21 protein-coding genes and 1 tRNA gene are annotated in these 26,720 nt (G+C 38.6%); 12 read left to right on the top strand and 10 right to left on the bottom strand.

Features of this window, described 5'->3' with window-relative positions:
• Window positions 1–45: 45 nt before the first annotated feature.
• Window positions 46–1,251, bottom strand: a complete 1,206-nt coding sequence (locus MWU82_RS21540; protein ID WP_247097865.1) for a succinylglutamate desuccinylase/aspartoacylase family protein — start codon at window positions 1,249–1,251, stop codon at window positions 46–48.
• Window positions 1,248–3,098, bottom strand: coding sequence for a CBS domain-containing protein (locus MWU82_RS21535; protein WP_247097864.1), 1,851 nt, complete (start codon window positions 3,096–3,098; stop codon window positions 1,248–1,250). Before MWU82_RS21535 ends, MWU82_RS21540 begins: the two co-directional genes overlap by 4 nt.
• A gap of 118 nt (window positions 3,099–3,216) precedes the next feature.
• On the opposite strand from MWU82_RS21535, the gene rnpA reads away from it, so the two are divergent.
• Both rnpA and MWU82_RS21525 read left to right on the top strand, forming a co-directional pair.
• Window positions 3,217–3,600: a ribonuclease P protein component gene (rnpA, locus tag MWU82_RS21530; protein ID WP_215949976.1), complete on the top strand. Its 384-nt coding sequence runs from the start codon at window positions 3,217–3,219 to the stop codon at window positions 3,598–3,600.
• Window positions 3,601–3,611: 11 nt separating this feature from the next.
• Window positions 3,612–5,240 carry a S41 family peptidase gene (locus MWU82_RS21525; RefSeq protein WP_215949975.1) on the top strand — a complete coding sequence of 543 codons (1,629 nt, stop codon included), beginning with the start codon at window positions 3,612–3,614 and terminating at the stop codon, window positions 5,238–5,240.
• Between the two features lie 37 nt (window positions 5,241–5,277).
• On the opposite strand, the gene MWU82_RS21520 is transcribed toward MWU82_RS21525, so the two are convergent.
• A complete protein-coding gene (locus tag MWU82_RS21520) occupies window positions 5,278–6,384 on the bottom strand; it encodes a DUF5009 domain-containing protein (RefSeq protein WP_247097863.1) in 1,107 nt (368 codons plus the stop codon).
• A 205-nt stretch (window positions 6,385–6,589) separates the two neighbouring features.
• Here MWU82_RS21520 and MWU82_RS21515 point away from each other — a divergent pair, with 205 nt between their 5' ends.
• The 6 genes from MWU82_RS21515 (at window position 6,590) to MWU82_RS21490 (ending at window position 14,370) form a co-directional block, all read left to right on the top strand.
• Window positions 6,590–7,249: an SGNH/GDSL hydrolase family protein gene (locus MWU82_RS21515; RefSeq protein ID WP_215949973.1), complete on the top strand. Its 660-nt coding sequence runs from the start codon at window positions 6,590–6,592 to the stop codon at window positions 7,247–7,249.
• Between the two features lie 173 nt (window positions 7,250–7,422).
• Window positions 7,423–9,546 carry a pyrroloquinoline quinone-dependent dehydrogenase gene (locus tag MWU82_RS21510; protein ID WP_247097862.1) on the top strand — a complete coding sequence of 708 codons (2,124 nt, stop codon included), beginning with the start codon at window positions 7,423–7,425 and terminating at the stop codon, window positions 9,544–9,546.
• Window positions 9,547–9,576: 30 nt separating this feature from the next.
• Window positions 9,577–10,638 carry a Gfo/Idh/MocA family oxidoreductase gene (locus tag MWU82_RS21505; RefSeq protein ID WP_247097861.1) on the top strand — a complete coding sequence of 354 codons (1,062 nt, stop codon included), beginning with the start codon at window positions 9,577–9,579 and terminating at the stop codon, window positions 10,636–10,638.
• Window positions 10,639–10,812: 174 nt separating this feature from the next.
• Window positions 10,813–11,973, top strand: a complete 1,161-nt coding sequence (gene dgoD, locus MWU82_RS21500; RefSeq protein ID WP_247097860.1) for a galactonate dehydratase — start codon at window positions 10,813–10,815, stop codon at window positions 11,971–11,973.
• A gap of 41 nt (window positions 11,974–12,014) precedes the next feature.
• Entirely contained in the window at window positions 12,015–13,337 is a 1,323-nt protein-coding gene (locus tag MWU82_RS21495; RefSeq protein WP_247097859.1) for a GntP family permease, read from the top strand.
• A gap of 1 nt (window position 13,338) precedes the next feature.
• Window positions 13,339–14,370 (top strand): SMP-30/gluconolactonase/LRE family protein, encoded by a 1,032-nt coding sequence (locus MWU82_RS21490; RefSeq protein WP_247097858.1) that lies wholly within the window; start codon window positions 13,339–13,341, stop codon window positions 14,368–14,370.
• A 7-nt stretch (window positions 14,371–14,377) separates the two neighbouring features.
• Here MWU82_RS21490 and MWU82_RS21485 read toward each other — a convergent pair whose 3' ends face one another.
• A complete protein-coding gene (locus tag MWU82_RS21485) occupies window positions 14,378–15,580 on the bottom strand; it encodes an SH3 domain-containing C40 family peptidase (protein WP_247097857.1) in 1,203 nt (400 codons plus the stop codon).
• A 477-nt stretch (window positions 15,581–16,057) separates the two neighbouring features.
• On the opposite strand from MWU82_RS21485, the gene MWU82_RS21480 reads away from it, so the two are divergent.
• Window positions 16,058–16,432 (top strand): hypothetical protein, encoded by a 375-nt coding sequence (locus tag MWU82_RS21480; RefSeq protein ID WP_215949966.1) that lies wholly within the window; start codon window positions 16,058–16,060, stop codon window positions 16,430–16,432.
• An 80-nt stretch (window positions 16,433–16,512) separates the two neighbouring features.
• Here MWU82_RS21480 and MWU82_RS21475 read toward each other — a convergent pair whose 3' ends face one another.
• Window positions 16,513–16,953 carry a GNAT family N-acetyltransferase gene (locus tag MWU82_RS21475; RefSeq protein WP_247097856.1) on the bottom strand — a complete coding sequence of 147 codons (441 nt, stop codon included), beginning with the start codon at window positions 16,951–16,953 and terminating at the stop codon, window positions 16,513–16,515.
• Between the two features lie 150 nt (window positions 16,954–17,103).
• Window positions 17,104–17,535, bottom strand: a complete 432-nt coding sequence (rpiB, locus tag MWU82_RS21470) for a ribose 5-phosphate isomerase B (RefSeq protein WP_215949964.1) — start codon at window positions 17,533–17,535, stop codon at window positions 17,104–17,106.
• 655 nt (window positions 17,536–18,190) lie between these two features.
• On the opposite strand from rpiB, the gene rnr reads away from it, so the two are divergent.
• The 3 genes from rnr (at window position 18,191) to MWU82_RS21455 (ending at window position 21,900) form a co-directional block, all read left to right on the top strand.
• Window positions 18,191–20,380, top strand: a complete 2,190-nt coding sequence (gene rnr, locus MWU82_RS21465; RefSeq protein ID WP_247097855.1) for a ribonuclease R — start codon at window positions 18,191–18,193, stop codon at window positions 20,378–20,380.
• 160 nt (window positions 20,381–20,540) lie between these two features.
• Window positions 20,541–21,224, top strand: coding sequence for a head GIN domain-containing protein (locus MWU82_RS21460; protein WP_215949962.1), 684 nt, complete (start codon window positions 20,541–20,543; stop codon window positions 21,222–21,224).
• A 13-nt stretch (window positions 21,225–21,237) separates the two neighbouring features.
• A complete protein-coding gene (locus tag MWU82_RS21455; RefSeq protein WP_247097854.1) occupies window positions 21,238–21,900 on the top strand; it encodes a LysE family transporter in 663 nt (220 codons plus the stop codon).
• A 62-nt stretch (window positions 21,901–21,962) separates the two neighbouring features.
• On the opposite strand, the gene MWU82_RS21450 is transcribed toward MWU82_RS21455, so the two are convergent.
• The 4 genes from MWU82_RS21450 to MWU82_RS21435 form a co-directional block, all read right to left on the bottom strand.
• A tRNA-Cys gene (locus tag MWU82_RS21450) sits at window positions 21,963–22,036 on the bottom strand.
• A gap of 51 nt (window positions 22,037–22,087) precedes the next feature.
• Window positions 22,088–22,444 (bottom strand): dihydroneopterin aldolase, encoded by a 357-nt coding sequence (folB, locus tag MWU82_RS21445; RefSeq protein ID WP_215949992.1) that lies wholly within the window; start codon window positions 22,442–22,444, stop codon window positions 22,088–22,090.
• A 99-nt stretch (window positions 22,445–22,543) separates the two neighbouring features.
• The gene (locus MWU82_RS21440; RefSeq protein WP_247097853.1) at window positions 22,544–23,494 is read right to left on the bottom strand and encodes a type IX secretion system membrane protein PorP/SprF; all 951 of its coding nucleotides are present in this window, start codon (window positions 23,492–23,494) and stop codon (window positions 22,544–22,546) included.
• Between the two features lie 20 nt (window positions 23,495–23,514).
• A partial coding sequence (locus tag MWU82_RS21435; protein WP_247097852.1) for a T9SS type B sorting domain-containing protein occupies window positions 23,515–26,720 on the bottom strand: 3,206 nt, incomplete at its 5' end.

The following is a 26,720-nucleotide window of genomic DNA, read 5'->3' as shown; positions in this document are numbered from 1 at the left end:
ACATTAAATGTTTAAATCCGTTTAAGATGGCAGACAATGGCTATCTTAAACGGATTTTTTATTTTGATACCACCATGTGCCACTATACATCCTGTTCTTGGCAGTGGCTTCCCTACTGGTCATTAAAATTTCACTTTTATTGATTACCCTATTCCTATACCCCAGCAGGTGGAAAAGAGGTTTTGCCATAAATCTGGCAGTTCTTTCGTTCACCAATAAAGTACCCTTTTCCTTATCTACCCACGAAACCCCAGGCAAAATTGGTAACAAAGCGGGCATTCTTATTTTTCTCAATAGGACGGATAACCACAAGGCGAACTTAGGCGTCTTACGAATTAAAAAATACCCATCCTCTCCCTGGCTTTGGTACAAAGGCATAAAAATGCTCGATTTTTGCTGCGCCAATACCGCTTTATCGTTGTGTTCGGCCAATATTTTTCCTTTGTTTACGACATCAAAACTTTTGAATCCGGGCAACATATCAAATTTATCCCCAGTTCCTATAGGATGTCTATAAATTATCTCGAAAAAGCTGGCGTTCTCCTTTGCCGAATTTTGAAGTTGAAGATAATGTCCTTCAAACCCATTAACATCTTTACTTTTAAGTGCTCCACCATAGACAAGGGCCAACCACATAAATGCTATACTGTTATCTACCGCTTCCCTTGCGGTATGCTGGCCAGATTCAAAACCAACGGACAAGTAGCCCTGTTCGTTTATAAAACTAAGTAGAGGGCCCTCTAAATACTCTTCTATCCCCAAAATTATAGGGACAGGAAAAAGCTTTGAAAATTTCCGGTTGATCAAGGCATCATTAATGGTAATAAACGGAAGGGTCTTGCTGGAAGTAGTATGGAAATCTATAAAGTAAAAAGGCCCGGATGCTGTTTTTAGGATAGCCGATAAGACTTGGTGAATGGATAACAACTCCTTGTCCTCGTTAAGAAGTTCATTTTCGGCTTTGGCTTTAATTTTTTCAATCTTTTCATCGGTCCATAATCTGTTAAGGTCCCGATCCAAAAATCTTTCCCTGGCCAAGAGTGCCGCAACATTGCCCCGAATACCATAAATGTTACCATTTACAGGTATTTTTTCTTTCTCAATTTTCAGGAAAACTTCTTGTATTGCCTTCTCACCTGAAGGTTCATTGCCATGAATACCCCCAAAGAATATCATTGTAGGGCCATTTTTACCGCCTTTTAAATGACCAATGGTTCGGCTCTTGCCTATTTGGTTTTCCGTTGTTATCATATGTCATTGGTTGTAATAATACCTACCAATTTCTTTCCGTGTACCACTGGCAGACAATTTATACCTTTCGATTCCATTAAGGCCTTTGCCCTGTTCATGCTTTCCTCCTCGGTTATAGTAATCAGTTCTGTTTTCATAATATCCTTTACAGGTCCGATAAACTTGTCCGGATTCTTCAAATACTCTTTAAGATCGGTCCAAGTCAATAATCCAACCAAATCCAAATCGTCATTTAGAATGGGTATATGGTGAATATTTTTCCACTGCATCATTTTCAACACCAATTCCGAACTATCACTATCCTGAGCAGTAATGGTTCGTACGCTCATAATTTGGTACACCTTTCTCTCGTTTTTGTCAATTACAAATTCATCACCCCTTGGCAATTGCCATGCATCTACGGAATATCCCTTTTGTTGACCTTGGTACATTTTGGCCGTTAATATGCTCAGGGCATCTGAAAGCTTAAACTCCTTTCTCAGTTTTCTATAACTTTGAATCGTCCATCGTGAACCGTTGTTAGTGGCAATCCTCTTCTCAATAATTTTTAAGTAATGCTCTGCATCTTTTGGTGCTACCCCCATACTGTACAATCCCTTAAAGGCGATTGGCAAGAAATGATCCAACAATAATTGTTGGCTGGAGATTAGTTGTCCATCCCAATAAAATTGAGCAGCCATACCATATCTGGCAGCATTGAAAAAATTACTTTTCGCATCCCTAAAATCCATCTTGGTATGAATGGCATTAAACTTTTTAGGCCTTCCCATCATTGCTCCCACCCATAGCATCATATTGGCAATTTCGTCCTCGGTAGTGGGTCCGGATGGTATATATCTGTTCTCAATTCTAATATGGGGCCTGCCATTGGTAATACCATAGCAGACACGGTTCCAAGCATACACTGTTCCGTTATGGAGCGACAGCGCCTTTAACTTGGGCATTTTTCCCTGTTTCAATTCGTTTAAACTATCCACATCGGTATCGGAAGTAAGTAAGCTCCTAAATCCGGTTATGGAATCTTTAAAATAATCCACCACTGTTCCTTTTGCCCAACTATTTCCGAAGTTCACCCGAGGTTCACTTTCATTCAAAAGAAAATTACTGGCCCTGGTATCTACACTTTGCGTAAATAAGGCAATTCTGGTCTCCTCCCACAATTCCCGGCCAAAGAGCATTGGGGAGTTGGTACAAATGGACAGAATGGGCCCTGCAATGGCCTGGGACCAATTATAGGTATCCTCAAAATCATATGGGTCTATCTGCAGATGCGACTGAAAACTGGTATTGCATCCTTCGAACAGCACGGAGTCATGGCGGATATTCAACTCATCTACCCCTTTTACATGAATTTCTATATCATTATTTCTTATTTCCTTAATAACATCGTTCAAAATCTTATATCGGGGAATAGGAGTCAAATATTCAATATTCAGATGCCTTTTTGAAATGGTGGGCAAAATACCACACAATATAATTTTAGTAGCGGATTCCTCTGCAACCTTATTGGCCATAGCCAATAAATGGTCCAGCTGCAAATGCATTTCTGAAAAGCAATTCCCGGATAATGGAATGGGATCCAAATTAATTTCCAGGTTATAAAGGGCCAATTCAGTGGTGAAATGGGGATCATCTATATTTTCAAGAACTTCCAAGGCCTTATTGGATGGCTGCCATGATTCGTCGACCAAACAGAATTCCTGTTCGGCCCCGATCCTAATTGGACTTCGTTCGAACATCTTTTTATCCAGTATTTGTTCCAAGGCCACAATGTCTGCCAACAAATGTTTAATATATCTGGCCTTAAGAGGATTGTTCCTCAATTTTTCAACATTCAATTCTCCCATAAATCCCTTATTTATAGTTTTGTAAAAAATATAACCCAAGATAATGGCTAAATGGATTTTGAACTATGATGGTTGTCATATCCCATAACTGTGGTTTTTATTTTACATTTACGGCAAAATGTCATTTAGCTTCCCAAAAAAAGAAAAACTAAAGAGCAAAAAACTAATTGAACAGTTGTTTGCGGAAGGGATTGGTATTACCAATTATCCTATTAAACTTGTTTATCTTAAAACCAGCTTTGATGATGGTTCCAAGTGCAAGGTTGGGGTAACAGCGTCCAAAAGAAATTTTAAAAGTGCCGTAAAAAGAAATCGAATTAAAAGGTTGATGCGGGAAAGCTATAGGTTGAACAAACACCTAATTTTTAACAACATAGAGAGTAACTTTGCGTTTATGTTTTTATATCTTGGTAAGGAGATGCCCTCGCAATCCAAAATAACAGATGCCATGATTCCTTTAATGCGGAAATTTGTCGATGAAATTGCAAAGGCTAGCAAGTAACTTATGAACATATGAAAGAGATAATAAAAAAGCGGGTACTTATTCCCATTATCGCCATTGCCCTACTCATTGCAGGAAGTAGTTTTAAGGGCGATTTTTTTGAGATTGCCAAACAGATCGAAATTTTTACAACCCTTTTCAAAGAGTTGAACATGAACTACGTGGATGAAACCAATCCTGCAGAATTAATGGATACGGCCATTAAAAACATGTTGGAAGATCTGGATCCCTATACCAAATTCCTTAATGAACAAGACGTTGAATCCTTTAAAATAAACAATGCAGGTGAATATTCAGGTATTGGGGCCGTGGTCCGGAGTTACAAGGATAAAGTGGTTATTATTGAACCTTACAAAGGTTACCCCGCAGATAAGGCGGGCCTTAAAGCCGGGGATGAAATTATTAAGATCGGTGATATTGCCATTGCGGATATTCAGGATGACGCCGATGAACTTTTAAAAGGAGCCAATAATACCAGTGTAAACATTACCTATGTTAGGCAGGGAGAAACCAAGTCAACAACAGTTAACAGGGAATCTATAGAAGTTGATGCCGTACCCTATTACAAGATGATCAAAGGGAACACGGGTTATATTGTTTTGTCAAAATTCAATAAAAAAGCTTCTGAACAAACCAAGGAAGCACTCCTTAACTTAAAAAACGATGGCGCGGAAAAAATTATTTTGGACCTAAGGGATAATCCAGGTGGTCTATTGACCGAAGCCATCAATGTAACCAATCTTTTTATTCCAAAAGGAGAACTTGTGGTAACCACCAAATCCAAGGTCAAGAAATTCAACAGGGAGTATAAAACTACCAACCAACCCGTAGATACAGAAATACCGTTGGTTGTATTGGTTAATGGTAGAAGTGCCTCGGCCAGTGAAATTGTCTCAGGAAGTCTACAGGATTTGGACCGAGCCGTTATAGTGGGTGCAAGAAGTTTTGGAAAGGGATTGGTACAGCGCCCTTTAAAACTAACCTATGGTACACAACTAAAGGTAACCATCTCCAGATATTATACAGCATCCGGAAGATGTATACAATCCTTGGATTATTGGAATAGGGATGAGAATGGAAATGCAGTTAAGAATACGCAGTTCAGGGATTTTAAAACCAGAAATGGGCGAAAAGTCCAAGATGGTGGCGGTGTTTTGCCAGATATAGAAATTGCTGCAGCCAAAACAAATACGCTTACCCAGGCCCTGTTATCCGGTAATGTTATTTTCGACTACGCCACCGATTTCTATTATAATAACAAGATAGAAAATGTATTGGACTTCAATTATAAGGATAGTGATTTTGCATCTTTTAAAAATTATGTCTCCAAAAGTAATTTTGAATTTGAGACTAAGGCCGAAAAAGCACTAAAAGAGGCCATGTCCGGCGAGGACAGTACCATATTTGGCAATGAGGTCACGGAGCAGTATAAAGCGCTGTTGTTGGAGATGGATAAAAACAAACTTATGGCCTTGGATAAATACAAAGCGGAAATCCAAAAGAATTTGGAGGATGAAATTCTTAAACGCTATTTCTATAGGGACGGTCTATATGATTACCATTTACAAAATGACGAAGCCATTATGACCGCTACCGTTCTGTTGAATGACAATGGCAAATACACGAATATTCTAAAATAAAAAAATGCCGGTCAAATAGTGACTAGGTATTGAACCTCTATATCTTAAAGTAAACCTTCTTCTGATCTAGAAAGTAGGTGATATACCACAACATAAAGAGCACAAACAAGGAATTTATGACCAATATTAAACCTTCCTCTACACCTAAGGGAGCCAATATTCCTTCGGTAAAAATAAGCCCGAAACCCCTAAACCACTGTGCCCCTACGGTTTCTGCAAACAAATAAATAAATATAGAGTTGGTCCCTACCACAGAAAAAATCTTCAGCCATTTGTTCTTATGGTCCTTAATGTCGATCCACCAATAAAACAAAGCCAAGGCCAACAAGGCCCATCCCCCCGAAGCCAAGGTAAATGAGGTAGTCGCTATTCTTTTAATAATAGGGGTTATTCCCAATAGATCCATCCCATAGCCCAACAAAAGTAGAGCCGCTCCCCACATTAATAAGGGATTTAATTTCTCTTTAGCGGATTTGTTGGAAAGTAATATTTGTCCACAAATAACACCCATCACCGTATGTACCGCAGTAGGTAAGAAGTTAATGAAAACCCATCCCCCGCCGTTAATTTTACCCATTACCAACATATCTACCCAAGACCCAAAACTCTGCCCTTGATTGTATGGGTCCTGTGGATTATAAGCCCGATAGAGAATCTCGGTAAGTATCAAAATTCCCAAGCAGATAAAAATCTGTGTACGGTGGGGAAGATTCATTATCGCATAAGCTATAAGAATAGTAAAGGCCAATTGAACCAATACGTTCCAGAGTTCCCAAACCAATGCATGGCTATACACACAGTGCAACAATACCCCAAAAGCAAAAAGCAAAAAACATCTTCTCAAAATATGTTTGGTAGCAGCCTTGCGGGATCCACTAGCCAAACGCTTTCTCAATGAAAATGGCATGGCCACCCCCACTATAAACATAAAAAAAGGCTGTATAAGATCCCAAAACCGCAACCCGTTCCATGGATGATGGTGCAACTGTTCCGCCAAAGGATGTAAAAAGGTGTTGTTTTCTGTAAAGTCCCCAAAGCTACCATGAAACCCGGCAGCCTCCGCAATTAATAAAAACATGGTCAATCCCCGGAATACGTCCAAGGAAAACAACCTCTTGGAAAGGTTGGTAGATTCGTTTGTCATTTTGTATATGGTTGATTATTTGGCAATAACAATGTAGTGATTTTCTCTAGACCTTCATAAAATATTGTGAATGGTGGCAAATTATCCCATCCAGGATTATGGGCAATCCGGTTTTCAGGAAACAAAAAATACCGGCATAATGGCACCCTCACCATTCCCTTTCTAAATTTTTTAATTATTTTTCATCTTTGTAAAGATTAAAAGCATGAATAACAAATTTTACCTCCTAATAACCTTATGTATTTTTCTTTGTCTGGGATACAAACCTAAAGAGCCTAAAATACTGATCATAGGCGACTCTATTTCCATAGGTTATTTTTCAAAGGTAAAAGAAGCACTGGCCACTAAGGCAATAGTAATGCACAATCCTGGAAACGCACAACACACAGGAACAGGACTGGAGAAAATCAAGGATTGGATAGGTCAGGAAGATTGGGATATAATCCAATTTAATTGGGGGTTATGGGATCTTTGTTACAGACATCCAGATTCCAAAGTTTATGGCAATAGGGATAAAATTAAGGGTACAATTACCTATGAATTGCAAACCTATAAACAAAATCTGGAAGAGTTGGTGAGTATCCTCAAAGCCAGTACCTCAGCAAAATTAATCTTTGTAACAACCACCTATGTTCCTGTTAATGAAGCGGGTAGATTTTCTGACGATGTAGCAAAATACAATGCAGTAGCAAAATCCGTAATGAAAAAAAATGGTGTTATTATCAATGATATCTACAAAAAATCCATTGCCATCCACCACAAAAATGGTTTGGGGGATAAGGACGTTCATTATAACAAGGAGGGATATAAAGAACTTGGCGAACTAATTGTTCCTGTGCTCAACAAAACCTTGAAAAGGTTATAGCGCAATTAAATATTCCTTTTCTAAACCTCAAACCAATCCACTTTTGTAGGATTTGGATCTATAAGGAAAAGAACGATTGTTTCCCTGTCCAAAAATATTAGACTATAGTACAACAAAGAAATAACCCCTTAGTTCTTAAAAATTAATTAATTTAAGCGATAAAACCACTACCAATGTCGCTTAATACCACAAAGCATTTATCGCTAATAACCATAGCGGCAATTTGTTTAATAAGTTGCCAGCTTGATAATTCCACCAAAACGGACTCCGATAATTACACAACTTGGACCTCCTATTTAGGTGGACCAGATCGCAACCATTACTCCACACTATCACAAATTACCTTGGACAATGTAACGGAACTTAAGGTGGCCTGGTCCTACTCTGCTCCCGATAGTGGTCAAATGCAAATGAACCCTATTGTAGTGGACACTATTTTGTACGGGGTTACAGCGGCCTTAAGGGCAGTGGCATTGCACGCTGGAACTGGGAGGGAAATATGGAGATTTGGGGATTCACTACACCTTACAAATTCCACTAGTAGAGGCGTAGCGTATTGGTCAAAGAACAATGATAAGCGTATTCTGTTTACCCGAGGACCCAATCTTTTTGCCCTGAATGCCATAACGGGTACGCCAATTTCTTCTTTCGGTGAAAATGGAAAAATTGATCTCCACTCCGGATTGCCAACAAGCGCAAGGAATAAATTTGTCGTCTCCAACACTCCTGGAACCATTTACCGGGATTTAATTGTAATGCCAATTCGCCTCTCGGAAGGTAGCGGTGCTGCACCAGGGGATATCATGGCATTTAATATAATAACAGGCCAATTGGAATGGTCCTTTCACACCATACCCTATCCAGGAGAGCCCGGTAACGAAACCTGGGAAGATCCGGATAGCTATAAAAGCGAAATTGTTGGTGCTGCCAATAACTGGGCCGGTATGGCATTGGACGAAAAAACGGGAATCCTATACATCCCAACAGGTTCAGCAGCCCCCGATTTTTATGGTGGCGACAGAAAGGGCAGTAATCTTTATGCCAATACGCTATTGGCTTTGGACGCACAAACAGGAAAACTGCTTTGGCATTATCAATTTACCCATCACGACCTGTGGGATAGGGATCCACCGGCACCGCCCAACCTTTTGACGATTACCAGAGCGGGAGAAAAAATTCCTGCCGTGGCACAAGTAACCAAACAAGGGTATGTTTTTCTTTTTAACAGAATCACAGGTGAGCCTTTGTTTGATATTGAGGAGATACCTGTACCTCCATCTACCTTGGAAGGAGAAAAAACATGGGCAACCCAACCATTTCCCACCAAGCCCAAGCCTTTTGCAAGACAATCCGATTTATTGACCGAAAAAGACCTTAGTCCGTACGCCGAAAACAAGGAGGAATTACTGACGCAATTCAACGAAGCGGATAAAAGAATCTATGCTCCACCTAGTTTAGAACCGGTACTTCTTCTTCCTGGATATGACGGGGCCGCGGAATGGGGAGGTGCCGCCGCCGATCCCGAAGATGGCATTTTGTACGTAAATTCCAATGAAATGGCCTGGTTCCTTCAAATGGACAAGGATACGCTAAACACAAGCATGGCTCCAGGGGAATATGCCTATAACCAATATTGTGTTGTATGCCATCAAAAAGACCGTAAAGGTAATGTTGCAAGTGGATATCCATCTTTATTAAACCTTAAATCGACCCATAATAAAGAGGCAGTTGCCCTGACCATAAATAAAGGAAAAGGCATGATGACAGGTTTCCCTCAAATTGAAAAAACGGAAATGGAAGCTTTGATACGGTTTTTATATGGGGAAGAAGTTGGACCAATTGTTACCGAGAACAATACAAAACCTATAAAAACAACCTATAAACACCGCGGATATAAAAAATTTCTGGACAGTAACGGGCTGCCGGCCATTTCCCCGCCATGGGGTACATTACATGCTATAGACCTAAATTCTGGGGATTACCTATGGTCCATTCCCTTCGGGGAAACATTGAGCTTGAAAGAACAGGGATTTTCCCAAACAGGTTCGGAAAACTATGGCGGGGCTATAGTTACCGAAAACGGACTATTGTTTATAGGAGCCACAAAAGACGGATATTTTAGAGCTTTTAATAAAAACAATGGCAAGCTACTTTGGGAATACAAACTCCCTGCTGCAGCATTTGCAACACCCGCCATGTATGAAGTAAACGGCAAGCAATATATTGCCATTGCCTGTGGTGGCGAAAAATTAGGAACAGAAAAAGGAAACAAGATCCTTGCCTTTTCCCTGGAATAAAAAAATTAAGAAATATTAATCCTTAGGAATATGAACAAACTAAAAACCCTTGTTGTAGGTTGTGGAAATATGGGTATTTCCCATGCCAGAGCCTATCACCAACTCACTGAATTTGAAATTGTGGGACTGGTAAGCCGTAAACCGGAAAGTAGGGAAAAATTATCCGAAGAATTGGGAGGGTTGCCTACCTATGATAATTTTGATACCGCCTTGAAGAAATCCAAACCAGATGTAGTATCCATTAATACCTATCCAGATACCCATGCCGACTATGTTAGAAAAAGTCTTAATGCAGGAGCACATGTTTTCGTAGAAAAACCACTTGCCCTCACGTTAGAAGAGGCCGAGGAACTAGTGGCGTTGGCAAAGGAAAAGAACAGAAAAATGGTAGTAGGTTATATTCTTAGGGTACATCCGTCGTGGACCAAGTTTGTGGAGGTTGCCCGTACCCTTGGCAAGCCCTTGGTAATGCGCATGAACTTAAACCAACAAAGTTCTGGGGACAAATGGTATACCCATAAACAGTTAATGAATAGCATGTCGCCCATAGTGGATTGTGGCGTTCACTACGTGGATATTATGTGTTTAATGACTCAATCCATTCCAATTAGTGTCAGTGCCATTGGAGCTAATTTGAGTAAAGAAATTGATGCTAAAATGTACAACTACGGTCAATTACAAGTTCGTTTTAAAGACGGTTCCGTAGGATGGTATGAGGCCGGATGGGGACCTATGATGAGTGAAACAGCGGTGTTTATCAAAGACGTTATTGGCCCAAAAGGAGCTGTTTCCATTTCGGACAACCCCAAAGATAGTTCCCAGGATATAGAGGGACATACAAAAACGGGCAGTCTACAACTTCATTACAGTGAATTAAACGAAGAAGGGGATTTTGTAAAAAAAGACGATTTTATTAGGACTCAAGACGAGCCGGATCATGACGGACTCTGTCTATTGGAACAGGAGTATTTGTTGAATGCCATTGTTAACGACCACGACCTTTCTTCCCATTTAACGGATGCCATTAATAGTCTAAAAATTGTATTGGCTGCCGACGAGTCGGTAAGAACTGGAAAAACTGTTATACTTTAATTTAATCTGTTAAAAAATTCCGATATTCTATATATACATAACAATTAGTTATATTTAATTCCGAATTAGTTTATAGAATCACGTGCCTATGGAAAGGCTTCGATCTATATAACCAACCAAAAAAAACGATTTTTAGAATGTCCTGCAAAGGGCTAAAGAATTTGTAAAATCATTATGAAGGAACAACTTATTATTGAAAAAATTGAACTTTTTAAAGTCCCACCAAGGTGGCTTTTTGTTAAAATAACCACCAAGGAAGGGATTATTGGTTGGGGTGAACCGGTTGTGGAAGGTAAGGCAGATACGGTGGCAGCCTGTGTAATGGAACTGCAACAGTATATCATTGGAAAGTCGGCCGCAAATATTGAAGACATATGGCAAATACTCTATCGTGGAGGATTTTACCGTGGTGGTCCAATCCTAATGAGTGCCATTTCCGGTATAGACCAGGCACTATGGGATATAAAGGGGAAATTTCTTGGTGTTCCTGTTTATGACTTATTGGGTGGGGCGGTTCGACATAAAATGAAGATGTACTGTTGGATAGGAGGAGATCACCCGGAAGTATTATTGGAACAGGCGCACGAAAAGGTAAAGGCCGGTTTCCAAGCTGTAAAAATGAACGCTACCGGAGGTATGGACTGGATTTCCACCTTGAAAGATGTGAAACAGGTAGCCAACAACATTAGATTATTAAGGGAGGAATTTGGAACCGATTTGGACATAGGACTGGATTTTCATGGCCGTGTACATAAAGGCATGGTAAAAAGACTTATAGATGAGCTTGCACCTTATGAACCCATGTTTATTGAAGAACCGGTACTTAGCGAAAATAATGATGCCTTAAAACATATTTACCCTTACACCAGCATCCCTCTTGCCACAGGAGAGCGTATGTTTTCCCGTTGGGATTTTAAGAAAATTCTGGAAGAGGGTGTTGTAGACATTATTCAGCCAGATCTTAGTCACGCTGGAGGTATTTCCGAGGTAAGGCGTATTGCTACCTTGGCCGAGGCTTATGACGTAGCTTTGGCCCCCCATTGCCCATTGGGGCCTATATCCTTGGCTTCAGCATTACATGTCGACTTTGTTTCTGCCAATGCCTTTATCCAAGAAAACAGTATAGGCATACATTATAATCAGGGCTTTGATCTGTTGGACTATGTACTGAATCCAGAAATTTTCGATATCAAGGATGGTTATATAGAGTTATTTCAGAAACCAGGATTGGGTGTTGAAATGAATGAAGAAAAATTAAGGGAAGGCCAGAAAATTGGCCATAATTGGTCCAACCCTATATGGCGAGGAGCCGATGGAAACTTTACAGAATGGTAAAATAATAACCGAACAATACCAATAACCAACCAAAAAAAACCATGACTTACCTAATCGCCTTAGTTCTTTCCCTTGCCCTATTGATCATAGGCATCATCAAATTTAAAGTGCATCCCTTTTTTGTTCTCCTTTTCTCGGCCATCGCCTACGGCTTTATGACCGGGATGGATATAGAATCCATAATCAGTTCCATAAATAATGGATTTGGGGATATAATGGGTAAAATAGGACTTATAATCTTGTTTGGAGTTACAATAGGCAAGGTTCTGGAGAAATCTGGTGGTGCTTTTGTTATCGCCTCCAAGATTTTACAACTAATAGGTGCAAAATCCATCCACTTGGCCATGCTCCTTACAGGATATATACTTTCTATTCCAGTATTTGCAGATAGTGCACTTTTAATAATGAACCCGTTAAACAAGGTGCTCTCCTCCAAGGCAGGTGTTTCCTTTGCAGGTACCACTGCAGCACTGGCGTTGGGATTGACCGCATCGCATACCATGGTACCGCCTACCCCGGGACCTATTGCTGCTGCCGGTATTTTAGGAGCAGATTTGGGAAGTGTTATGATATGGGGCTTGCTTATAAGTAGCATTTCACTAATTGCCTGCTATTTCTTTGCCACCAAATTCGCATCCCGAATTCATGTTCCTATAATCCTCGAAGAAGTGACTACCAAACAGGAACAACCCGCCCTTTGGAAATCATTATTGGCCATTGTGATTCCCATTTTGCTGATTATTTTTAAATCGGTCATGGATTATCCTGAATTTACCTTTGAACCTTCCCTATTCAAGACGATCATATCATTTTTGGGCACGCCTGTAATTGCCCTTTTGGTCGGAGTTTTATTGTCCCTTGTTTTACCCAAAAAATTGGACGAAAAGATTTTCTCCTCCACAGGTTGGTTTGGGGAATCCTTAAGGGAGGCAGCCCCTATAATTTTTATTACCGGTGCAGGAGGCATTTTTGGAAAGATGTTGCAAAATTCAGGAATTGCCGATACCATTACCTCAGAGTTTACCGGTATGGAACTGGGTTTGTTCCTTCCTTTTTTATTAGCTGCCTGTCTTAAGACCACCCAAGGTTCTTCCACAGTGGCCTTGGTAACCACCGCCTCCATAATAGCCCCATTAATGCCCGCTTTGGGTCTTAACGATCCCTTTATGGCTACTATGACCGTTTTGGCGATAGGTGCAGGAGCTTCTGTTGTATCGCACGTAAACGACAGTTTCTTTTGGGTACTTACCCAACTTACCGGCATGAACGTTAAACAAGGTTATCAGATCCAATCGGCAGGTACATTCGTCCTTGGAAGCACTGCCATGACCGTTATTACTATAATCGTTAAAATAATGCACTAAAATGAAAAAATTGGCATGTATTACCGTAGGTTCCATTCTACTCTTTGGGGCCTCCTGTAAAGAATCGAGTAAAAAAACGATACCCGACGAAGTTATTGCTTCTCCATTTTCCATTGACATTCTGGATGATGAAGCACTTCAAATAATTGATCCGAAATCTAAAATTGAAATTCTCGCCAGTGGCTTTGCCTGGACAGAGGGACCTTTGTGGATAAAAGACGGTAACTATCTGCTGTTCTCGGACATACCCAATAATAAGATATATAAGTTAGATTTCCAAAATAACGATACGGTCACCTACTTGCATCCCTCGGGGTTTTCAGGAACCGATTTTACTGGTGAAGAACCGGGCTCCAATGGTCTTTTGCTTAATAAAGATGGCGAGTTGGTGCTGATGCAACACGGGAACCGTCAAGTAGCTAAAATGAATGCACCCCTAAATTCCCCTTCATCTGAATTTACGACTCTGGTGGATTCCTATATGGGCAAGAAATTTAACAGCCCCAATGATGCCACATTCGATAATAACGGCAACCTCTATTTTACAGATCCACCCTATGGCCTACCAAAACGAATGGATGATGAAGGCAAGGAATTGGATTTCCAAGGAATTTATTGTCTAATGACTAGCGGGGAATTAATACTGCTCGACTCAATTTCCCGTCCTAACGGAATAGGAATATCCCCGGATGGTAATGTCCTTTATGTTGCAAATTCAGATCCTGAACATGCCGCTTGGTATCAATACAAGATTACGGAACCTGGGAAGGTAGCCGATAAAAAACTTTTTTATGAAGTAACGAATCTAATTGGAAATGAAGGTCAACAAGGCTTGCCCGACGGATTAAAAGTAAACAACAATGGAATCTTATTTGCCTCTGGACCCGGTGGGGTTTGGATCTTTAATCCCAAAGGGAAAGCTTTGGCCAGAATCCATACTGGACAGGCTACGGCCAATTGTGCTTTTGATACGGATCAAAAAAGGCTCTATATGACCGCAGATGACTTTATAATGGCTGTGGATCTCAAATAAGCCTAGGTCAGTCCTTAAAAACAGGGGTTTTAGCAAGCTCTATCAATCCGTCCTTTGGTTCCTTGAGATAACGATTGGAACGTAAATATCTATTTAGGTTGTACTCGTCAAAATTTGGCGCGTCTTTGTCCACACTGCTTATATGTACCCTTCCGGCAGAATGTATAAATTCATTGTTACCGATCCACATCCCTACATGGATTACGCGTTCCTTAGTGGTATCTGTTGCCGGTTTTCCAAAAAACAATAAATCTCCTGGTTCCAACTTATCAAAATCCTTAACCGCATCTATCTCCTTGCCCGTATGTATTTGCTGGGAAGCGTCCCTTGGTAAAACAATCCCATTTAAAAAATAAATGGTTTTGGTAAATCCACTACAGTCTACTCCTTTGGTAGAGGTACCACCCCATAAATATGGGACGCCCATTAAAGTTTTGGAAGTACTTACCAAGGATTCCTGACTAGGATCCAATGCCGCCAACCATGTGTCATAATCCATGGCTTCAGTTTTAAGGACATAAGCCTTTCTACCATCTGGGAAAACCACATAATAAAATTCCTTTTCATCACCTATCAGTTCCAAAACACCTCCGGCAACCATATCAGAAACGACCTGGGAATCCTTGTTAGGATCGTTATAAGAATGACCTATAGTATTGGTGTATATAACTTTTGGAGTGGATTTCCACTGTGTATATTTTTCAGTTGACAATGGCATTATTCCTCCCCTATCTACCCAGGACAAATACTTATCCGGAGTCTGAATCAAATACCAGTCATTCTCTTCCTTCAATACCTTTACAGGCGTTCCCAAAGTAGCCTGGGTAACCAACTCCGACGAATGTGCAGGCTTACCACGCAAATTGGCCACGGATATTGTAATAAGACCTTGGGTAAAACCATTTAAATTGGATGAAGGCAATAATTGAATGCTATCTAGATAGTCTATTTTTTGTTCCGCCAGCTTTTGCTTAAAGCTGGTAACAGCTTCCGGTAGGTTGGACTCTCCCCTAAGTATGGTTTCATTACCCTTTCTAACATATTCTATATTAAAAAGGGCTACCCTTTTGTCCGGGGCAAATTCCTGTTTTATGTCTTCCATCATCCTATTAATGGTAAGCTCATCCTTTTCAACCTTTTGTTCACAGGATATAAATAAAAAAACTCCTGTAATTAGTATAAAAATTATTTCTTTTCGGCAGCAATTCATTAAAAAATCTATGATGGTTAATACAAAATCTTATTTGAAGCTTGGAAAATTATAAAAATTTAAGGAATGCTGGGCAGCACAATTTCAATATTTAATGTTATCACTTACTTTTTTGCCTGGTTTTTGGACATTTGTATCACCAAAAATTGAAAAACAATAAAATTATTTGCCGGAATTAGAAGCTTCAGAAAAAGATTGCTAAGAACAAAAAATATGATAAACCTTAGTCTTATCAATTGGTGGGCAGGTTTCACTTCCAAGATTATACAGCGGACAGTTACTAAAAAAATTAACTAATGGACCCTATTAAAACAAATGTTCCAAATAACAATTAAAAAATCCAAGGTTAATTGTAATTGTCTTGATCCAAAATAGATTAGTTCCCTTAATGTCCATTAATTTGTTAAAATGCACTTAAATAACTGTTAATCAGCGTATTTATTTGCTTTTTATCGATTTTTTTTATACATTACAATTATGATAAAAATTGAAAAATCAGCAAACGAGGAGTTCATAAAGAAGTCCATTTCCCACTTGGAAGCGCACGGTTTTGAAAAAATCAAGGCGGATATTGAAGGTTATGATTGTCCAAAATCCTATTTAAAAAGAGGTAGCGACACCAAAATTACCCCTGATATTGTGGCTATAAAGAATGGCAAAAAATACTATTTCGAGATTAGTTTAAAATCCGATAGGCCATTATTATTGAAATCCAAATGGTTGTTTTTGGATACTCTAAGCCGAATGAATTCCAATCGTTTTAAAATTATCACCACTAAAGGACACTATAAATTTACCGACAATATGTTGGAGGATATCAATTTAAGTGATAAAACACCTATTAAAATATAAATTGGAATATTAATATCATATACATTGGGAGCTGTATTTTGCAGCTCTTTTTTTATGAAATTAATTTCGGAATATAAAGGCTAATCCTTGATCATACCAACATGGGGAATACCATCCTCCAAATACTCCTCACCAACAATCTTAAACCCAAGGGAAGTATAGAACTTGGTCAAATATTTCTGGGCAGAAATATGTATAGCGGTAGGACCAAATTTCTTGTGTATAGTTTCAATGGAAGCCTTCATTATTTCCAATCCATATCCATACTGACGTTCGGATTTCCGTACCACTACCCTACCAATACTTGCTTCCTTAAAATAGTCTCCTTTTTTAAATACTCTGGTATAGGCTACAATTTTTGTGTCCTTATACCCAATTATATGAAGGGCAAGCTGATCTTTATAGTCCATATCCTGGTAAACACAATCTTGTTCCACTACAAATACTTCGCTACGCAATTGTAAAACATCATATAACTCCTGTAAATCAAGTTCTTGGAATTTTTTTATTTCAATTCTCATACTTTATATATCTATAATAATATAAGTAGTCTTTAATTTTACAAAATCCGATAGATTATTTACCAGGGAAATTTAAGTAATACAGCCACATTATTGGGCAAAGAATGTTATATAATACTCCCTTTAACTATTGGTTTATTAATAATTATTTTACTTACAGGGAATTTTCTCTATTCTTCTTTCATGACGACCACCTTCAAAGGAAGTATTCAAAAATGTTTTCACCATTTCCAATGCCTGAGGCAAAGAAATAAATCTGGCCGGCAAACTTAATATATTGGCATCATTGTGCTCCTTGGCCAATTGTACAATTTCAGTTGTCCAACACAGGGCGGCCCTTATTTTTTGATGTTTGTTGGCCGTCATTGAAACACCATTGCCACTGCCACAAATAATAATACCCAAATCTGCATTTCCTTCCTCCACTTCAGTGGCTACAGGATGTACAAAATCTGCATAATCAACACTGTCAGACCCGTCGGTACCATGATTTATTACTTCTATACCCATAGATTTCAACAATCCAATTATGGCAAGTTTATATTCTGTACCTGCATGATCATTACCAATAGCTATTTTCATTGTTTATGGATGGTTATTAATGAATGAAGTAAAATAAAAAGTATACAAAACAAGTAGTTCTATTCACACAAATGTACAAATACCTATGGTTTCACCACAGAAATGGGGTTATTAACAACATAAATTTTAAAAAAACTCAAAAGCATTGTTATTTAGTCGTTTACTAATAATGACACATTGTTAACAAACTACTTATAAAAAGTAAATATTAAATTTTTATTATCCGCCTTAATTTTGCTTTACAAAATGTTATCGTAAAAGAATAATTTACTTCTTAGATTCTTGTAGAAAGATATTAAATAATTAAAAGAAGTAATTAACACTCACGTAACATTAACTTTTCAATATTTTTATGTTCATATGGGTTGTCAACAAATATTAATAACCCATTTAAAAGCTTGATTTATAATCTTTACTCTCTGTATAAATTGTCAATAAACTTATTTATTCGTTTAAAGCAAGTTTAAAGGTAAATTTTTATATCCACTATAAACAAGCCATCATAATCACCATTTTATTTTAAATTTTAGAAAAAAGAAAATATATATATAATATAAATGTTGATAACAATATTTATTAAAGAAGAAGGAAACTTAAAATTGGAATCCAAGGACAATGGATTATAATTCGTAATTTTCCAAAAATAAAAGTGTTAATGTCAAAGAATAACAAGAGAAACAAAAATCAAAGAAAAAACGAAATAACCAGAGGTATTTTTACGGTTCTTGAAAAGGAGCCGGAAAAATCTTTTAATTATAAGCAAATTGCTGCTAAAATTGGAGTTGTAGAGGCTAATGATAGAAATACTCTAATTAAAAGGTTGGTAGAATTAAAGGAAAAGAAACGAATATTGGAAGAAGGAAGAGGTTCATACAAAGCTGTAGCTTCCAATAAGACTTACCATACTGGAACCGTTGATATTACAGGAAGAGGAAATGCATACATTGTAGTTGAAGGTTTGGATGATGATGTTTTTGTTCCGTTCAATAAATTAAAAAAAGCTTTTCACAGAGATGTTGTAGAGGTATATATTTTTCCTAGAAGAAAGGGAAAAAAATTGGAAGGAGAAATTACAAAAGTCGTTTCCAGGGATAAGACTTCCTTTGTGGGTATCGTAGATATGCAAAAGGATTTTGCTTTTGTGCGGCCTACGGATTATAGAATGTATACGGATATTTTTGTGCCAAAGAATAAGTTTTCTACTGCAGAGGATGGCGATAAAGTAATTGTAGAAATAAATGAATGGCCGGATAATGCGGATTCTCCTTTTGGAACCATTACCCAAGTATTGGGGAAACCAGGGGAACATAATACCGAAATACATTCCATTTTAGCCCAATATGGTTTGCCTTATGAATTTCCAGTGGAGGTGGATATGTTTGCCAATACATTGGATACCAGCATAAAAGAGGAGGAAATAGCTAAAAGAAGGGATCTAAGGGAAACTTTGACTTTTACTATTGATCCCAAGGATGCCAAGGATTTTGATGATGCCCTTTCCTTTAAAATATTGGAAAATGGTAATTATGAAATTGGAATCCATATTGCCGATGTGTCCCATTATTTAACACCTGATACCATCTTGGATGATGAAGCCTATGATAGGGCAACTTCTGTGTATTTGGTAGATAGGGTCGTACCTATGTTACCAGAGGTATTATCCAATAATGCCTGTTCCCTTCGTCCTAATGAGGAGAAATATACTTTTTCTGCCATTTTTGAAATTGATGGTAAAGCCGTTATAAAAAATGAATGGTTTGGCCGTACGGTAATTAATTCCGATCAAAGATTTGCCTATGAAGAGGCACAACATATTATAGAGACCGGGCAGGGATCTATTCCTTCGGAAATATCCATAAGGGAAGATGCTTATACCGTTGGTGATGAGGTTGTTGATGCTACCTTGACCATGGACCGTCTTGCCAAGATCATGAGGGATAATCGTATGCAGCAAGGAGCTATCTCTTTCGATAAAATTGAGGTACGTTTTAATCTCAACGAAAAAATGGAACCCGAAGGAGTTTATTTTAAGGAATCTAAGGATGCCAATAAGCTTATAGAGGAATTTATGTTATTGGCCAATAGACGGGTAGCACAGTATATTGGAAAGCAAAAACCTGTTAAAACCTTTGTTTATAGGGTACATGATGAACCCAATGAAGATAAATTAATGGCTCTTAACGGTATAATATCACGTTTTGGTCATAAGCTCGACTTCAAGGATAAAAAATCTATAAGTAATTCCTTGAACCAACTATTGGAAGATGTAAAAGGGAAGAAAGAACAGAACCTAGTGGATACTTTGGCTATACGTAGTATGAGCAAGGCAATTTACACAGTTGAAAATATTGGTCATTATGGTTTGGCCTTTGATTATTATACGCATTTTACTTCGCCAATTAGAAGGTATCCGGATGTAATGGTGCACCGATTATTACAGCATTATTTGGATGGGGGGGAGACTCCAAAGGCAGAACCCTATGAAATAAAATGTAAGCATTCTTCGGATATGGAGAGTTTGGCTGCAAATGCTGAGCGCGATTCCATAAAATATATGCAGATTAAATTTATGGAAGATCACCAGGATCGGGAGTTTGTAGGTGTAATTTCTGGGGTTACCGAATGGGGACTTTATGTAGAGATCATTGAGAATAAGTGCGAAGGAATGGTGAGAATTAGGGATATAAAGGATGATTATTATACCTTTGATGAAAAGGAGTACGCTATAGTTGGTGAAAAAACCAAGAAAACCTATCAATTGGGTGATGAAGTTGTTGTGATGGTTAAGAGTACAGATTTAATAAAACGCCATTTGGATTTTTCCTTAATCGGAAAAAACGCCTAAATTTTTGTTTTGGAACGGAATTTGTTTAACTATACTGGGTAACTAGATAAGTTAAGTTAAAAGAAAGGTTGCCATTGCATAAATATGTGTCACGGAATTGTTCCGGAAAATATGTTTATTGGTTAATAATAATTAGCCAATAAACTATAGCTCTAAGATAATGGATCAAAAATTAATAGTAATACTTTTGTTACTGGTTGCTACCCAATCACTAAGGTCGCAAAACGAAAAGGTAACTCAGAATTTACAACCGTTCAAAGAAGTTAAGGCTTTTGATGGATTGTCCGTGAACCTTATAAAATCTGATGTTAACAAGGCCGTAATTACTGGTGCCAATACTAACAATGTTGCTATTGTAAACAATGATGGCATTCTTAAGATTAGAATGGAAGTGACTAAACTATTCAGCGGCTATAGAACTTTTGTAGATGTCCATTACACGGAAAAACTTGTTGTTATTGATACTAACGAGGATGCCAGGATTTCGTCCAAAGAACCTATAAAGCAGGACATTTTGGAATTGAAGGCTCAGGAAGGTGGAGAGTTGATAATCAGTGCACAAGTAGATCAAATGCTGATAAAAAGTGTAACTGGAGGTATTATTTCAGCTTCCGGTTCTTCCAACATTCAAGACGTTCAAATAAATACAGGAGGTATTTACAAGGGTAAGGATTTCAAAACGAAGTTTAGTACTATTAATGTAAATGCGGGTTCTAGGGCAGAAGTGTTTGCAAGCGATTATGTAAAGGCGGCAGTAAAGGCCGGTGGAGAGGTTATGGTATATGGCAATCCTACCAAAATGGAAGAAAAAACGGTTTTTGGAGGAAAGATTACCAGAATGTAAGTAATAAAATTTTATGATAGAGGATATTCAGGCGGCAATTCCATTGGGCTTTTTATTGAGCTTTATGATTGGGCCTGTTTTTTTTGTTCTTTTGGAAACTAGTGCAATTAAAGGGTTTAGAGCTGCACTTTGTTTTGATGTTGGTGTAATTGTTGCCGATGTTGTTTTTATTTCCTTAGCCTATTTCAGTAGTTTTCAATTGTTGGAAAATCTTAGTAATCATCCTGGTCTCTATGTTTTTGGAGGTACCATTTTATTGGTTTATGGGCTTACCAATGTCTTTAAGAAAGAGTCCGTTAAACAAGAAAATAAAATTAGGATTACCAAGGGAGATTATTTTAGCTTGTGCATCAAGGGATTCTTGCTGAATTTTATAAATATTGGTGTTTTGGTATTCTGGTTGGGTATTATTATTGTCGTAGGACCTAGCTTGGATAATGATCCAAATAGAATAATACTTTTCTTCTCGGCTATGATCGGGGCCTATTTTGTTACAGATATCTTTAAAATATTATTGGCCAAACAATTGCGCAAAAAGTTGACCAAAAGAAGAATTCTTTTGGTTAAAAAAGTCATTGGAATAATACTTGTTATTTGTGGAATTGTTCTGATAATAAAAGGTTTTCTCCCTAAAGATCAATTGAATATAGAAAAGGGAATAGAACTTATTAAATAGAATAAGCTGTAATAGAAAGGTAAGTAACATAAAAAAACCTTCATCTGTTAAGATGAAGGTTTTGGAGGCATCGAGCGGATTCGAACCGCTGTACAAGCTTTTGCAGAGCTCTGCCTAGCCACTCGGCCACAATGCCTTTTTGCAGTGCAAAGGTAATACTTTTTTTATGTTTCAAAAACTAAAAGCTTTATCTTTTGGATTTGAGTATTATGGTCACTTCTTGGACATCCCCACCAATAGGGGGGTTGATTTTTGAGACCGCAACTTTTACTTTTTTTGCTATGGGTATTTCGGCAAATATTCTATCTAGAATGCGTTTTGCAACATGTTCCAATAGTTTGGAAGGAATAGCCATTTCTTCCTTTACAATATAATTTATATGAACGTAATCAACCGTTTCCGAAAGTTCATCGGTTTGTGATGCTTTTTTTAAATCGGCATCTACTTCAACATTTACTAGGTAATCGCTTCCAATAAGAGTCTCCTCCTTAAGACAACCATGATTGGCATAAACTTTAATATTGCTTACCCTTATTTTCCCCAACACATTAATAATTTGTACAAAATTAAATCAATCCAAGCTTAAAAGAATACATTTTACAAATAATTTAGATTCCCATTTATATATACCAAGGACAATGGGTTAATAGGTACATCTACAATTACTGATACCCTGGAATAGGTCTACGCCAATAGTTACCACGTGGGTACCTGTACTATAGCCTAATATTTCGTTAAGAATGATCTGATAGGAATATCCGAAATAGAAATTACTTTTTTTAAGTCCGGCCAAAGGAGCTATGTATAGTGGCCGTCCAATTTGATCATTTAAAAAACGGTAGGTAACACCTGCATAATAGTAATCTTCAAAATCATACCATCTAAATTTTAGGTTTAAATCCGCTTCTGACCTACCATCACTTTCAAATATTTTGTACAAAAGGGAGGGTTCTATTTCCATATTACTGTTTCTGGATTTTTTATATCGGTATCCAGTATAGGCATAGAAGTTTCTAAGTTTGTTGGGTTCATAGATGGGATCGAAAATATATACATCCTTGTTGATGACGTTGGAGGCGTTTACACTGAAATAAAAGGAATTTTTTCGGTACAAAAGACCTATATCAAAGTTGTGGTTGGATGTGGATCTATCATCAGTTACCCCTGGATCGAAACCGGCATCTATAAATTCTTCTACATCCAATCTAAATTGATTAAAATTATAGGAGATACCGAAGGATAAAAATTCGTCCTCATAGCGGTCTAAAGTTAAATGGTGGGCAAAGGATATACGTGCACCTTGTTGTTTAGTATAGCCATTGGAATCGTTGTATAGAAATAATCCTATTCCCGATTTTTCCCCTAACCTCATATCGGCGGCCAAGGACTGGGTCCTGGGTGCATCCTTGATTCCAACCCATTGCGCAAGTCCGTTCAACCTAATTTTTACATGGTCACCAATACCCGCATATGTTGGGGATAGTACAAAAGGATTGTCTGCCAAATATTGTGAAAGCTGGGGTGAATTAAGTTCTTGGGCACTAGTGATCAAGGTACTTAAAAGCAACACAAAAGTTAATAGTTTACTGCGCATTGTATTTATGGTTAAGTTTTTTATCTATATAATGTAAAATGTCCGACAAATTCCCTATCATCTTCTTCTCCTTTGAGTTTAATGACATACCAGTAATCTCCGGTTGGAAGTTCGGTGTTATGGTATAGTCCATCCCATCCTTGGTCATTGAGACCCATTCTGTAAACCTCCCTACCATAACGGTCAAATATTATGGTTAGTATCTTTGGGAATCCTTCTTGATTTCTAGGTCTCCAGAAATCATTTTGTCCATCACCGTCAGGGGTAAAGAAATTTGGGATTTCTATATCAATGAACTCCATAAAGATTTCCGCAATGGCTTCACATCCGTTCTCATCTACAACCCTAACGATATGGGTTTTTGTTTCTGTTATATAATGGGTATTATCCGTACCATTATCCTTGTCGTTAAAATAGAAAGTGTATTCTTGTTGTCCACCTGTGGCAACAGCCGAAATTTCATTGATGTTCCCTGGTGCCAAGGTAAGAACCAAGGGTTCAAAGTTCTCTATTTCAAAATCTATGGTCAATACACAACCATTGGCATGGGCAATGGCAATATAGTGGGCTCCAGGAGCAATATTGGCAAAATTGGGCTCCAAGACCATGTCATTTGGATCGGTGGAGTCCAGGGCATACATTACATCCGGGCCAACAGTTGGATCTTCCAATACCAGATCAATTGAATTGTTAGGGATGTTGCCCGTACATTCATAGATTGGGGTAGCTGTTGCATTTAAGTTTACTCCTGGATCAATGGTTACAGCCAAGTTGATCATACAACCCTGTGCATCCTTTACGAATACAGCATAAGTTCCAGCAGCCAGATTGGTGAACATGGTTCTGTCCAGGACAAAATCGCTATCTGCAGTAGAGTTTATACTGGTACTATAGGGTGCAGTTCCTCCGGAAATGGTCAAGGAAATGGTTCCATCCTCACTACCAATACATATTTCCGGTGTGGTAGTAGGTACTGCAGTTATAATTGCCGGTTCTGTTATGGTATATCTCAATTGTTCAAAACATCCATTTATATCCTGTGCAATTACAGTATAGTTACCGGGAGCTAGATCGGTGAATGTATTTACCGTATCAAATTTGTCCAAGTTAGGTGAAATGGAATATTGATATCCACCGGAACCACCACTCAAGGAAACGGTTATACTACCATCATTGGCCCCATTACAGGTGACGTTCATAAAGGAATCGTCCACCACCAACGGGGTTGGTTCCGTTATTCTGTTTTCGTTGGATACCACTACACAATCATCACTTGTTACCCTGACCCAGTAACTGCCAACTGTAAGGTTGCTGAATTCGCGGTTTGTTTGGGGTCCTGCAATACTATTGGTCAAGGCGGCATCGGTAAACAATTCATAACGGTAATTACCCAATCCTCCATCTGCCTTGGCAATCAATATAGCGGTATTATCACCGTTACAGTTAATAACTGCCGCAGAAGTATCCATGGTTACCGTTAATGGCTCAATGGCATCTTCTTTGATTTGATTGGACAAAATGGAATTACATCCGAATGAATCCCTAACATAGTATCTATACGTTCCTGCAGGCACTGTGAAAGTATGTGTGTTACCACCGCTCATTGGGAAATAATTAATATCGTCCAAACTATATTCATAAGGACCTGTTCCACCATGGGCTGTTAACAACAATTCTGCGTCGTTTAAGCAAGTTAATGGACTTGTCCTTATCAAAGAGGCATAAACTTCCGTAGGATCTATTATAGTGGCCTGTACGGTTTCAACATCACATCCCCAACCATCAGATACAGTAATGGTATAGATACCGGACTTCAGGTTGTTGAATATTGGACTAACTTGTCCACCAGAAGTATATACAATATTGCTGCCTGTTGAATCATAAACATTTAATTGATATTGGTATATACCTTCTCCCCCGGCCATATTTATAGCGGTCAATGCACCATCACTATCTCCGTAGCAATCCAATGTTGTGGATAAAGGAGTGATATCTGCAGTAATCGGGGCTGGTTGCACCAAAGTTTCGGTATCGTTTAGGATACAGCCATTGGCATCCGTAATCTGAACGGTGTAGTTCCCCGCTGAGAGTTCGATGAATACCATTACGTTAACGTCGGTGGCATTGTATACCTCTGCGGTTGTGGTATTGGTCAGTACAATATCATAAGGACCATAACCTCCACTTGGGTCTACTATTATTTCACCTTGGTCATTGGAGCAAGTAACATTGGCAATTGGATCAACAATTGCAGTCAGTGCCCTATCAGGAGAAATTATTTTTACTGTATTGGAATTCTCAAAACACAATGGAACATTGGTCTGGGTAACCCTTACATAATAGTTTCCTCCTGTTAGTCCATTAATGGTCAATGGGTTAGTGGATGTGTTGGCCGATCCCGTAATTGCGGTGGCTACACCTGCACTGGTATATACGGTATAGTTATAAGGGCCGGAATAGCCGCTTACATTTATTTGCAACGCACCATTATTATCTCCAAAACAGGTTACAGGCGTAATTGCTGTAGCGCTTACCTTGATCAAATCATAAGGTGCAATATTATAGGCAGCAGTATCCACATAACATCCGGTTGTGGTATCGGTAACCCTAAAGGTATAACTTCCCACAGCGGTTAAATTAAAGGTGGCACTGTTATAAGTTGGATTTCCTGTTAGTGTGGCATTGGTATTGCCAACAGGTAACAACTGATAGGTATAAACATTGGCCGCATTGCCATTGTCGTTTACAGTTATTGTTACTTCTTCAGGTCCTGCACAAGATATGGCCGCATCCTGGGCCAATGTAGCAGTAAATTTGTTAAGGGCGCTGATGTTGACGGTGGTAACATCTGTACATCCGTTATCATCCTTTATAGTAACCGTTATCATCCTATCAGATCCGTTATTGGTTATGTTAAAGGTATTTGAGCTAAAGAAGTTCACTCCGTTGATGCTATAAGTATATGGAGCTGTCCCTCCCGCTCCCACTGCGGTTATCACGGCCTGAGATGCCTGGTTATTGACATTACAAGCAAAACTTGAAACGGTTGCGCTTACATCTAAAGCATTAGGTTCATCAATGGTTACGGTTTGCAAGGTAAAGCATCCCCTGTCCGAGGTAACGGTAATGTTGTATGTACCTGCTGCCAGACCTGTGAACAGGTTGCTGTTCTGTGTGGTCGGCGGATTGGTCCCGTCGTTGATGGTAAAGGTATATGGCGGGTTGT

Origin of the sequence: Arenibacter sp. S6351L (assembly GCF_023016025.1) — a bacterium.
Lineage (GTDB): Bacteria > Bacteroidota > Bacteroidia > Flavobacteriales > Flavobacteriaceae > Arenibacter > Arenibacter algicola_B.
Note: the sequence above shows the minus strand (reverse complement) of the source record. Positions and strands in the feature narration are given on the sequence as shown.

Coding starts and splice junctions, on each gene's coding strand:
- MWU82_RS21540 (WP_247097865.1), bottom strand. CDS start 1,251: ATGATAACAACGGAAAACCAAATAGGCAAGAGCCGAACCATTGGTCAT.
- MWU82_RS21535 (WP_247097864.1), bottom strand. CDS start 3,098: ATGGGAGAATTGAATGTTGAAAAATTGAGGAACAATCCTCTTAAGGCC.
- rnpA (WP_215949976.1), top strand. CDS start 3,217: ATGTCATTTAGCTTCCCAAAAAAAGAAAAACTAAAGAGCAAAAAACTA.
- MWU82_RS21525 (WP_215949975.1), top strand. CDS start 3,612: ATGAAAGAGATAATAAAAAAGCGGGTACTTATTCCCATTATCGCCATT.
- MWU82_RS21520 (WP_247097863.1), bottom strand. CDS start 6,384: ATGACAAACGAATCTACCAACCTTTCCAAGAGGTTGTTTTCCTTGGAC.
- MWU82_RS21515 (WP_215949973.1), top strand. CDS start 6,590: ATGAATAACAAATTTTACCTCCTAATAACCTTATGTATTTTTCTTTGT.
- MWU82_RS21510 (WP_247097862.1), top strand. CDS start 7,423: ATGTCGCTTAATACCACAAAGCATTTATCGCTAATAACCATAGCGGCA.
- MWU82_RS21505 (WP_247097861.1), top strand. CDS start 9,577: ATGAACAAACTAAAAACCCTTGTTGTAGGTTGTGGAAATATGGGTATT.
- dgoD (WP_247097860.1), top strand. CDS start 10,813: ATGAAGGAACAACTTATTATTGAAAAAATTGAACTTTTTAAAGTCCCA.
- MWU82_RS21495 (WP_247097859.1), top strand. CDS start 12,015: ATGACTTACCTAATCGCCTTAGTTCTTTCCCTTGCCCTATTGATCATA.
- MWU82_RS21490 (WP_247097858.1), top strand. CDS start 13,339: ATGAAAAAATTGGCATGTATTACCGTAGGTTCCATTCTACTCTTTGGG.
- MWU82_RS21485 (WP_247097857.1), bottom strand. CDS start 15,580: ATGAATTGCTGCCGAAAAGAAATAATTTTTATACTAATTACAGGAGTT.
- MWU82_RS21480 (WP_215949966.1), top strand. CDS start 16,058: ATGATAAAAATTGAAAAATCAGCAAACGAGGAGTTCATAAAGAAGTCC.
- MWU82_RS21475 (WP_247097856.1), bottom strand. CDS start 16,953: ATGAGAATTGAAATAAAAAAATTCCAAGAACTTGATTTACAGGAGTTA.
- rpiB (WP_215949964.1), bottom strand. CDS start 17,535: ATGAAAATAGCTATTGGTAATGATCATGCAGGTACAGAATATAAACTT.
- rnr (WP_247097855.1), top strand. CDS start 18,191: ATGTCAAAGAATAACAAGAGAAACAAAAATCAAAGAAAAAACGAAATA.
- MWU82_RS21460 (WP_215949962.1), top strand. CDS start 20,541: ATGGATCAAAAATTAATAGTAATACTTTTGTTACTGGTTGCTACCCAA.
- MWU82_RS21455 (WP_247097854.1), top strand. CDS start 21,238: ATGATAGAGGATATTCAGGCGGCAATTCCATTGGGCTTTTTATTGAGC.
- MWU82_RS21440 (WP_247097853.1), bottom strand. CDS start 23,494: ATGCGCAGTAAACTATTAACTTTTGTGTTGCTTTTAAGTACCTTGATC.